At 47.3% G+C, this 10,929-nt stretch carries 11 protein-coding genes; 8 read left to right on the top strand and 3 right to left on the bottom strand.

Features of this window, described 5'->3' with window-relative positions:
• Nucleotides 1–245: 245 nt before the first annotated feature.
• The 8 genes from QUA53_RS27750 to QUA53_RS27715 all read left to right on the top strand — a co-directional run bounded on the left by QUA53_RS27750 (nt 246) and on the right by QUA53_RS27715 (nt 6,533).
• Entirely contained in the window at nt 246–2,117 is a 1,872-nt protein-coding gene (locus QUA53_RS27750; RefSeq protein WP_333100982.1) for a serine/threonine-protein kinase, read from the top strand.
• 25 nt (nt 2,118–2,142) lie between these two features.
• Nucleotides 2,143–2,709, top strand: a complete 567-nt coding sequence (locus QUA53_RS27745; RefSeq protein ID WP_333100983.1) for a GNAT family N-acetyltransferase — start codon at nt 2,143–2,145, stop codon at nt 2,707–2,709.
• 25 nt (nt 2,710–2,734) lie between these two features.
• Nucleotides 2,735–3,979 carry an RNA polymerase sigma factor gene (locus tag QUA53_RS27740; protein ID WP_333100985.1) on the top strand — a complete coding sequence of 415 codons (1,245 nt, stop codon included), beginning with the start codon at nt 2,735–2,737 and terminating at the stop codon, nt 3,977–3,979.
• Nucleotides 3,980–4,068: 89 nt separating this feature from the next.
• Nucleotides 4,069–4,428 (top strand): YciI family protein, encoded by a 360-nt coding sequence (locus tag QUA53_RS27735; protein WP_333100986.1) that lies wholly within the window; start codon nt 4,069–4,071, stop codon nt 4,426–4,428.
• A 175-nt stretch (nt 4,429–4,603) separates the two neighbouring features.
• On the top strand, nt 4,604–5,056 hold the full coding sequence (locus QUA53_RS27730) for a nuclear transport factor 2 family protein (protein WP_333100987.1): 453 nt from the start codon (nt 4,604–4,606) through the stop codon (nt 5,054–5,056).
• 37 nt (nt 5,057–5,093) lie between these two features.
• The gene (locus tag QUA53_RS27725; protein ID WP_333100989.1) at nt 5,094–5,525 is read left to right on the top strand and encodes a YciI family protein; all 432 of its coding nucleotides are present in this window, start codon (nt 5,094–5,096) and stop codon (nt 5,523–5,525) included.
• An 88-nt stretch (nt 5,526–5,613) separates the two neighbouring features.
• Nucleotides 5,614–6,027: a VOC family protein gene (locus tag QUA53_RS27720; RefSeq protein ID WP_333100991.1), complete on the top strand. Its 414-nt coding sequence runs from the start codon at nt 5,614–5,616 to the stop codon at nt 6,025–6,027.
• 98 nt (nt 6,028–6,125) lie between these two features.
• On the top strand, nt 6,126–6,533 hold the full coding sequence (locus QUA53_RS27715) for a VOC family protein (protein ID WP_333100992.1): 408 nt from the start codon (nt 6,126–6,128) through the stop codon (nt 6,531–6,533).
• A 562-nt stretch (nt 6,534–7,095) separates the two neighbouring features.
• Here the strand turns inward: QUA53_RS27715 and QUA53_RS27710 are convergent.
• The 3 genes from QUA53_RS27710 to QUA53_RS27700 form a co-directional block, all read right to left on the bottom strand.
• The gene (locus QUA53_RS27710; protein ID WP_333100993.1) at nt 7,096–8,031 is read right to left on the bottom strand and encodes a branched-chain amino acid ABC transporter permease; all 936 of its coding nucleotides are present in this window, start codon (nt 8,029–8,031) and stop codon (nt 7,096–7,098) included.
• 164 nt (nt 8,032–8,195) lie between these two features.
• Nucleotides 8,196–9,146: a branched-chain amino acid ABC transporter permease gene (locus QUA53_RS27705; RefSeq protein WP_333100994.1), complete on the bottom strand. Its 951-nt coding sequence runs from the start codon at nt 9,144–9,146 to the stop codon at nt 8,196–8,198.
• Between the two features lie 150 nt (nt 9,147–9,296).
• Nucleotides 9,297–10,553, bottom strand: a complete 1,257-nt coding sequence (locus QUA53_RS27700) for an ABC transporter substrate-binding protein (protein ID WP_333100995.1) — start codon at nt 10,551–10,553, stop codon at nt 9,297–9,299.
• Nucleotides 10,554–10,929: the final 376 nt, after the last annotated feature.

Here is a 10,929-nt window from a genome sequence, read left to right as displayed (position 1 = left end):
AGCAATCGTTTGGGGGTTTTGTGTTGCCGAATCTATCTTCCTTTCTCTCTGCTTAAATATCTGCGGAATGTGGGCTATAAGTAGCGCGTAAAACCCCTCTGAGAATAAGTTATATAAATTTTATAGAGTCGGGCAAGAGGTATTATAATATTTACTGCCTAGGGCAAATATTCAAAAACATAAAATCTCAAATCCGTAATCCCCAATCCCAAATCTAAAATCTAAAATTTAAAATCTAAAATCGAATGAGTTACTGCCTAAACCCCAACTGTTCTAAGCCGCAAAACCCTCCCGCAGCCAAAATTTGCCGAAATTGCCGTTCAAAACTGCTGCTGCGCGATCGCTACCGGGCTATAAAGGCGATCGGACAAGGCGGTTTTGGTAGAACATTCCTCGCCGTTGACGAAGACAAACCCTCAAAACCTCGCTGCGTCATCAAACAATTTTTACCCCCAGAAACCCAACTCATCCCATCAGCAAGCAATCGCAACAGCAAAAAAGCAGCCGAACTTTTTGAACAAGAAGCAATGCGATTAGACGAATTGGGCAAACACCCTCAAATTCCCGAACTATTAGCCTATTCCATCCAAGATAGCAGACAATATGTAGTCCAAGAATTTATCGACGGGCAAAATTTAGCACAAATTGTAGAAACAGAAGGAACATTTACAGAAAATCAAATTCAAGACTTACTCAATAGCTTATTACCCGTCCTTCACTTCATCCATTCCCACAACGTTATTCACCGAGACATCAAACCCGGAAACATCATCCGCCGCGCCGACAAAAAATTAGTTTTAGTAGACTTTGGCGCCGCAAAAATTGCCACAGGTACAGCATTACTCAAAACAGGAACCAGCATCGGCAGCCCCGAATACATCGCCCCCGAACAAGCTAGAGGCAAAGCATTTTTTACCAGCGATTTGTACAGTTTAGGCGTAACTTGTTTGTATTTGCTAACTCAAGTTTCCCCTTTTGACCTGTTCGATCCTGGTGAAGATGCCTGGATCTGGCGGCAGTATTTGGCTAACAACCCGGTGAGTGAACAACTCGGTAAAGTTTTAGACAAAATGATTGAAAATGCTACCAACCGCCGCTATCAAACGGCTGTTGAAGTATTAAAAGAAATTAATCCCCAAGTTGCGATCGATCTAGCAATTCCTCAAACAAATTCCAAGTTAGTTAAACCAGGAAAAACTGCTGTCCAGCCCCAACAGCAAAACTATAACTGGCAATGTCTTCACACCCTCACAGGTCACAAAAACTTAATTTACTCTGTGGCTTTCAGCCCCAACGGAGAAGTTGTAGCCAGCGGCAGCGATGACAAAACAATCAAGCTGTGGGGAGTTGAAGACGGGCAAGAAATTGTCACTCTCACAGGACACGCTAACTCGGTTTATACAGTAGCTTTCAGCCCGGACGGACTGATGCTAGCCAGCAGCAGCCACGACAAAACTGTCAAACTTTGGCGGATGAAAGACGGACAAGAAATCCGCACCATGATCTGTCACAGTAACTCAGTTTACGGCGCAGCTTTCAGTCCCGATGGCGAAATTATTGCTAGCTGCAGTTGGGACAAAACAATCAAAATTTGGCGAGTCAAAGACGGGCAAGAAATTCGCACGCTTGCGGGTCACACTAATTTAGTTTATTTTGTTGCTTTTAGCCCGGATGGAGAAACTCTTGCTAGTTGCAGTTGGGACAGAACAGTCAAAATTTGGCGAGTCAAAGATGGGAAGCTAATTCGCACGCTTACAGGTCATACAGACTCCGTTCGCTGCATAGCTTTCAGTCCCAATGGAGAGTTTTTGGCTAGCGGCAGCCACGACAATACTATTAAGATTTGGTGGGTCAAAGATTGGCAAGAAGTTTTAACTATCACAGGACATTCTTGGTATGTTGATTCTATTGCTTTTAGTCCCGATGGCGAGATTCTGGCTAGCAGCAGCAATCAAACTATCAAGATTTGGCGAGTGAAAGACGGTCAAGAAATTTGTAATATTGCTGGTCATACTAACTCAGTTTATTCCGTTAATTTTAGCCCGGAAGGAGAGTTTTTGGCTAGCTGCAGCAGTGACAAAACTATTAAGATTTGGCAAAATATGATGTATGTTTAATTGCCCATAATTAAAGGTGTAAGTTATGATAAAGATTGTAACCAAAAGATTTCTGCTGCGTGACTTTGTAGATTCCGATCGATCGCCATTCTTGGACTATCAAGCCGATCCGCGCAACCAGACATTTTACGAACCAGATCGGTCTAGTCCCGACCAGGCCGCACGCCTATTCGAGATGTTTCAGGCATGGGCTGACGATCGCCCTCGACTCAATTACCAACTGGCGATCGTACAGCGACAGGAACCTTACGCCCTTGTCGGTTGCTGCGGACTGCGGGGAAGATTGTCTGAACCTGGCGAGATGGAATTTGGTCTAGAACTAGCACCAGCCTATTGGGGGCGATATGCCTACGCGATCGAGGTTGGGCGTGCGCTGCTCGACTTTGGGTTCACAGAACTCGATCTGAAGGCGATCTCCGGGTCTACCGTGAGTGCAAATACCCGGATCGCTCGGTTGGCCGAGTGGATAGGAGCAGAGGTGGTGGCTACCCGCCCAGGGTCCTCATGGATGTCCGATCGCGGTTGGAGCGAGGTCGATTGGCGAATTGCACGGGCGCAATGGGAGCATCGTACTCTGCGGCACGGCCGATAATATATTTTTGTTTTGTGAAGGGTTTATGAATGAGACAGCAGCCAATCAAATCCGTCAGCAGGTAGAAGCTGTGTACCGATCCGAGTCGCGCCGCGTTTTAGCCACCCTGATCCGCTTGCTCGGTGACTTCGATCGCGCCCAAGAGGCGATGCACGAAGCCTTCGCTGCGGCCGTAGCGCAATGGCCCCGTGACGGCATCCCCGCTAACCCGCGATCGTGGCTTGTATCTACGGGTCGCTTTAAAGCGATCGACACCATCCGCCGTCGCGCCCGCTTTGATACGCACTTGGCAGAACTCGCTCAACAACTCGATCCGAGTGACACCACAATCGAGGATGACGAGGACGTTGAGGACGATCGCCTGCGCTTGATTTTCACTTGCTGTCATCCGGCCCTGTCGCCAGAAGCTCAGGTGGCGTTGACGCTGCGGGAAGTCTGCGGACTCAGTACCGAGGAAATTGCCAGCGCCTTCCTGATTGCTCCCCCCACGTTGGCGCAGCGGATCGTGCGGGCCAAGGCGAAAATCCGCGACGCGCGCATTCCTTATCAAGTGCCGTCGAAAACCGATTTGCCCGATCGATTGGACACCGTGCTTCAAACGATCTACCTGGTGTTTAACGAAGGGTACGCGGCCTCATCTGGCACAGCGCTGACGCGGGCCGATCTCGCTGACGAAGCGATCCGTTTGGGACGGCTGGTAATGGAACTGTTGCCAGACTCCGAAGTGATGGGACTCCTGGCGCTGATGCTGCTGCAAGAATCGCGGCGCACCGCACGCACTTCCTCTACAGGCGACCTCATCCTTCTAGAAGACCAAGATCGATCGCTCTGGAATCAAGCACAAATTTCTGAAGGCAGGTTACTGGTGCAGCAATCGCTATCATCAGGACGGTTTGGTTCGTACACGCTTCAGGCTGCGATCTCAGCCGTGCATTCAGAGGCCAAGAGTGCTGCTGCAACGGACTGGGCGCAGATTGTCGGCTTATACGACCTGCTCGTGCAATTAGAGCCGTCGCCCGTTGTTGCCTTAAATCGGGCGGTGGCAGTGGCAATGCGCGATGGCCCCTTAGCGGGACTGCAATCGATCGACCAAATATTAGCGCGTGGCGATTTGGCAGACTACCATCTGGCACACTCCGCGCGAGCCGATTTGTGTCGGCGGCTGGGCAGAACGGCTGATGCCAGAGAATCCTACCAAAAGGCGCTGGCGATCGTGAAACAGGAACCAGAGCGTCGTTTTCTCGAAAAACGCCTTCGCGAGTTAGGCTGAAAAAATTTTTTGCTTTGCTGTCGATTTGCAGCTTCGCCGAACGACTACTAAATGAAGGCGACTATCTCAGATCGAATTTGGGAGTAACGATGAAATACATATTGCTGATTTACAGCGACGAAAATGCCTGGACTGAAAGCGAGCGGCAGCAATGCTACGCAGAGTCTTTGCAGCTAACCCAAGAACTGCAAGCGAACAATCAATATTTCGGTGCTTCGCCGCTGCACTCGATCGCCACAGCAACCAGTATTCGAGTGCGTGACGGCAAAAAACTTGTCACCGACGGGCCGTTTGCGGAGACGCGCGAACAACTCGGCGGCTACTTTCTGATCGATGCCAAGGATCTTGACGAAGCGATCTCGATCGCAGCACGCATACCAAGCGCCAGTAAAGGTACGGTTGAAATTCGCCCGATCGTGGAACTGTCGGGCTTGCCATCAGACCAGTAGTTGCCGTCAATACCGCTCAACGCAAAGTTCCACATCCGCACTGACAAACTTTTCCAGAAAAAATGTTCAACTTGTCGATCGCGCGCACCTCTATTCGACTAGATGGTAGAGCAAGGGTTAGCAGTTTTCAATCTGCGCCCGGAAAACCAATCGACATCAATAAGGAGATACCGCGATGACTGTGACAACCGAAACCACCAAAACACAAGAGGAAGCGCAGATTCGACAAATCATCGCAGATACGGCCAGTGCCATCTGCGCCAAAGACATCGATGGCATCATGGCGCACTACGCCCAAGATGTGATTATTTTCGATGCAATACCGCCGTTCCAAACCAAAGGTGCAGATGTATTTCGACGGACGTGGGAGGCGTGTCTGCCTTGCTTCCCGGACTCCTTCGGGATTGAGATGCGAGACCTCAGCCTCACCGTGAGCGGTGATTTGGCGATCGCGCACTGGCTTTTTCACTTCACAGGGATGCCAAAAGATCACCCTGCGGCGCAGATGTGGATGCGAATGACCTCTGCGTGCCAGCGGAAACAGGGCCGATGGCAGATTGTGCACGAGCATTGCTCTGTCCCCTTCGATCCAGAAACGTCTCAAGCCGTTTTCACGATCGCACCTTAGCCCAGCTCAACAACCACAAACAAAAGGAGATTTCACGATGAAAGTCATGGTTCTAATCAAAGCTACCGAAGACTCAGAGGCAGGCGTCATGCCCAGCGAACAGCTTCTGACGGAAATGGGGCAGTACAACGAAGCATTGGTCAAGGCGGGAATTATGCTCGCTGGCGAAGGGCTACATCCCAGCTCAAAAGGAGCGCGGGTGACGTTTTCAGGCACAAATCGCAGCGTGATTGACGGGCCGTTCACAGAGACAAAAGAGCTGATTGCCGGATTCTGGATCTGGCAAGTGCAGTCGATGGAGGAAGCCATCGCCTGGGTCAAACGCTGCCCCAACCCGATGCCAGGAGAATCCGCGATCGAAATTCGCCCGATCTTTAGTGCAGAGGACTTCGGCGAATCCTTGACGCCGGAACTCAGGGAACAGGAAGAACGCATTCGGGCGGGGGCAGAACAACTCCAGCGTTCTTGAGGGCATCAATACTGCCTAACTTTTCGTCCGGCCGTCACATCATTTCCCGTGAATGGATTGCTCGATCGACTATTAACCAAAGGAGTACATGATGCAATCGAATATTTATCTCTTTTTTGATGGTGAATGCGAAGCTGCATTTAAATTCTACGAACAGTGTTTAGGTGGCAAAATCGACGGGATGATGACCTATGGGGATGCGCCCATGTCTGAGGAAATTCCCTCCGAACAGCGCGATCGAATCATGCACGCCAGCTTAACTGTTGGTGGAATGGTATTGATGGGTTCTGACACTCCACCCGATGGCTTTAAAAAACCACAGGGATTCTCTGTGAATCTTCAATTTGACTATCTGGTCGAAGCGGAGCGGATCTTTCAAAAATTGGCAGAAAACGGAACGGTAAAGATGCCATTCCAAGAGACCTTCTGGTCTACCCGTTTTGGAATGCTTGTCGATCGATTTGGCACACCGTGGATGATTAATGTCCAGCCAGCTACCTAACCCTTTCAAGTTTGCTCACAGGCTTTACCCTTCAATTCAAACATTAGCGAAAAATCGTTAATGTTTCACCTTGCGATCGAAGTTAAAAAGGAGAAAACATGGCTACTAAAATTTTCGTGAATTTACCCGTCAAAAATCTCGCTCGGTCTGTCGAATTTTTTACTAAACTTGGATTCAGTTTTAACGCCGAATTTACTGACGAAACTGCCACTTGTATGGTTGTGAGCGAAGACATCTTCGTCATGCTATTGACAGAAGCCAAGTTCAAGGAATTTACACCCAACGCAATTTGCGATGCCACCAAGAGTACAGAAGTGCTGGTGTGCTTGTCTTCCGAGAGCCGAGAAGAAGTGGATAAAATGATTGGCAAGGCAGTTGCTGCTGGCGGAACTACCTACAATGAACCCAAAGACTACGGATTTATGTATGGTCATGGCTTTCAGGATTTAGATGGCCACATTTGGGAAACTGTATTCATGGAACCCAGTGCAGTCAATCAAGGTTAGGCATTTTCTATCTGCTTCGTGAAAACAATACAAAGCTCTTCTCAATGGGTCCAAGTTAGCGATCGCATTGAGAAGAGCGATCGAATATCCAAAAAGACCGCATAAACCATGAATTCATCATCTAAACCAGTTGGCTACAACTGCGTTTCGCCCTATTTCGTTGTCGGTGGTGTAGCCATTGGTAACAAGTTAAGCTAAGAAAGCATTTGTCAGTCAGCAATTATGCTCAACATTTACTCGGATTTTGGGCCCAAAACTGAGATTTGGGCGATCGTGCGATCGTGCCGAGGGTGATATTTATACCTACTCCCTCTTAAATCGTGAATTTTCCACTCCTAAAAAAGCAGTTTTTTTGAGTAATATTACTGATTGACAAATGCAATTAAGTCTTAACTTGTCACCAATGGGTGTAGCAGAAACATCGCATTTCTCATCTGAGTATGGGGAGCGATCGAACTGAGGCGGTTCCCCAATGAATCGGAAAAGCCGATCGACTCTGAAGTCCGCATCAACGATACGGTAGTGATGATTGCTGAGGTCGGCGATGGCTGGCCATCCTTTTTTAAACAGAAGTACGATCGCCCTTCCTCCACCTCTTCAACAACTCCGGCGTCACCAGCCCTTGCGGAAAAAATATCGTTCCCAAAACTATCAACAACCCAAACACAATTAACCGCCCATCCCGCAGAAATTGCGCCAACCAAATCGGCAATCCCTGAATAGTTGCTATCCCCCTCAAAACCTCGGGTAAAGCAGTAAACACCATCCCACCCAAAACTGCTCCCAGAAAAGTTCTGCTACCACCAATCAACACAGAAGTCAAGTAAATAATACTAGCATCAAAAGTACCTTGACGGGCGTTCCAAGTATTGAGGAAATGAGCGCTAACGGCACCCACAACCCCAGCTAAAACAGCACCTAACGTGAAAGCCAGAACCTTATAAAAAGTTGGGTTAATGCCGATCGCATCAGCCGCCAACTCATCAGCGCGGATCGCTGCAAAAGCCCGCCCCACCCGAATCCGTTCCAGCCGATAGACAATCGCCATACTTACCAACAGTAAAGGTAGTACAATCCACAAATACTCGATCGGCGTCGCAAACGGTTGCGGAATCCCAAAAATGCCAACTGCGCCGCCAGTGATATCTAGATTCAGCGATAAAACCCGCAGAATTTCCACAAAAGCAATAGTGGCGATCGCCAAATAAATCCCACTCAACCGCAGCGCCGGAATTCCCACCAAAATCCCCAGGAACCCCGAAACAAACCCTGCAATTATCATCTCTAATAACAGCAAAGGCAGTGGAAATAAACCCCCTGTGGTTTGAAACACCGTCGTAGATAAAATCGCCGCAATATACCCACCCAAAGCATAAAAACCAGGGCTAGCCAGAGACAACTGTCCAGTCATTAAAGGCAAATACAGCGACATTCCCAACATTGCACCCAGCAACATCGAGACAATCAGAAACCCATAAGTAGTAAAAAATTCATTCATAACTTTTTTTATTTCTTAGTCTCTTAGAGAGGGACTCAATTTGACTCTTAAGAGATTTAAATCGCCGAATTATCTTACACCTTCTGAATCAAACACCTCTATTTATTAGTTTTTTGAAGATAGACTTAGTTTGACTCTTGAGCGATTTAAATCGCCGAATTATCTTACACCTTCTGAATCAAACGCCGTCCAAACAAACCCTGCGGTCTAACCAATAGCATAATAAACAATATAGCAAAAGCAACAGCATCCTTATAAGCGGAAAAATCACCAGGCACAAAAGCTTCCACCAAACCAATTATAAAACCTCCCAAAACTGCCCCTGGAATACTCCCCAACCCACCAAGTACAATCACCGCCAAACCTTTCAAACCAAAAGCAATACCAAAATACGGCCCAGCAATACTCACACTAGAACCCACCAAACTCCCCGCCAAACCCGCCAGAAAACTGCTCACAAAAAACGTCAACACAATGTACCTATCAGTATCAATCCCCAATAAACTAGAAGTAGTCGCATCTTCAGCCACAGCCTGCACTGCTTTGCCAAATTTAGTAAAATTTATTAAGTAAGTTAAGACAGCCACAATCGCAACTGATATCGCAAAAATTACTATTTGAACAGTCCGAATCGGAATTGGTTTATCCGCTGTACCGAAGTTAATGGCAGGCGGTAAATAACCGTAAGTGTTAGCAGGAAAAGTGTAAATTTCCGCACCGACAAGATATTGGATGATATTGGCGATCGCAACAGCCACACCCAAACTAGAAACCACAGTCAGCAGAGAATCAGAATGTCGTCTGCGCAAAGGCAAAAAAGCCACTCTTTCAACAATTACTCCCACCAAACCAGCCATGACACTTCCCAAAATTAACGCCACAGCAAAAGGCAAATCCACGGGAATTCGAGCGTTAGACCACAACCCATTAAAACCGAAAGCACCTCCCATCAGCGCATAGGTGAAATAAGCACCCAACGTAAATACTGTACCGTGAGCAAAATTAATAATTCCCAGAATAGAAAAGACTAACGTGTATCCCAGGGCAAAAATAGCATACACGCTGCCGATCGACAAACCATTCAAAAATTGTTGCAAAAACAGAGTTAAGTCCATTACAGTTAAGAGTTGAGCATCACACCAAAATCATTCAACAACAAATACGTCCGCGATTTTCCCTCTTCCCTCTTACTTCTTCGGTCTTCCTGACGCCTGTTATATCCCTTACATCTGTTACAAAATCAGTTTGCCAACTTCCCTTTCCCCTCATTTCAAAAAATCAAACTTACCATTATTGCCATCAGCCTCCATCTTAATCCGTGCCACATAAAACTCTTTCTGATTAATCTCACCTTCAGCCGTAAAAGAAATTTCCCCCAAAGGCGTATCGTACTTACCACCCAACAACTGCTGATTCAAATTTGTACGCAACTCGGCCAACGGCTTTTCGCTAACCTTAGATTTAGCATTAATTGCCTTTAATGACTCAACAAAAACTTGTACGCCAGTAAAAGCCTGAGCGCTAAACTGAGGCGGTTCTTTCTTGAATTGAGCGCGATAAGCATCGCGAAAAGCCTTATTAACTTCATTTTCGTACTCCGGGCTGTAGGCTTGGGCAATCAAAACCCCATCGCAAAGAGCCTTGCAAACAGGAAATACATTAGAAGTATTCAGACCGTTGCCTCCAATGATAACGCCTTTATATCCCAACTCCCGCAATTGCTTAATTAAATTGCCTCCATCGGCGGCCAACCCGGAAATAATTATCAAATCGGGGTTGACATTTATTGCGTTAGTAGCTTGAGATTGGAAATCTGTATCAGTAGTCAAGAATTTTTGGACTGTTGCCAATTCCAGTCCCATATCTTTAACAGTAGTTTGAAAAGTTTCAGTCTCAGATTTGCTAAAAGCATCATTCTGAGCAAAAAACACGGCTACTTTCTTAATATTGGGATTTTGCTTCAGTGCAGCTTTCACCGCATTAGGTGCTACCACAGCCACAGGCGCGGAGACTCTGGCCACATAATCGCCAATCTGGGGAATGCCTTTAGCGGTATTGGAGGGTCCGAGTACGGGAACTTTTGCTCGCTCGGCGATCGGATCGGCACTAAAAGCTTGTTGCGAGAGGGTAGGCCCCACAATACCTACCACTTTATCCTGATTGATCAGAGTATTGAAGGCATTGATCGTTCCTTGTTCATCTCCACCGGTATCTTGGAACACCAGTCTAATCGGCGTCCCATCCACACCGCCCTTATCGTTGAAATACTTCTCAGCAATTTTCGCCCCAGCCACCTGTTCCTGACCCAGTAAAGCCACATTGCTAGTTTGGGCTACCCCTATACCTATAGATATAGTGTTGGAACTTCCCCCAGGCGAGCTCTCTGGGGAAGCACCGGGAGATGGCGAACTCGCCGGAGATGCTGTAGTGGAGGTTTGGGGAGTGTTCGTCTGACTGCAAGCGATCAGCAGTGAAGCGCAGGTAATGAATAAGCCACTAGGGCGGACTGTAAGTTTTTTCATGAGCGGGCGATCGAACATATATATAGAACATCTACACGTAGAGACATTCTACCCATGCGCGGTAGATACTCCCCCCAAAAGTCCCATCTTGCAAAAAAAAAGATCCCTTCCCGGAAAGAGGAGTCAGCCAGCGGAGGCAGGATCGGGAATAAACAGCTCAAATCGTTGGTGCGTATAGGCTACAAACAAACTCAAAAATATTTTCGCAAAACGCTTGACAACTCTGGGGAGAGTTGATACATTAATAAAGCGCCAGAAGAGAGGCGGTTCAAACAACCGCGAACTCAAGGCAAAAAACTGAACCTAGAAAAAAGAATAGTTTGAAAGCTTAAAGCACTATTAACCTCGTCAAAAAAATCAAGATAGAGAGATCTAG

This window comes from Microcoleus sp. Pol12B3 (assembly GCF_036701355.1).
Lineage (GTDB): Bacteria > Cyanobacteriota > Cyanobacteriia > Cyanobacteriales > Microcoleaceae > Microcoleus.
Note: the sequence above shows the minus strand (reverse complement) of the source record. Positions and strands in the feature narration are given on the sequence as shown.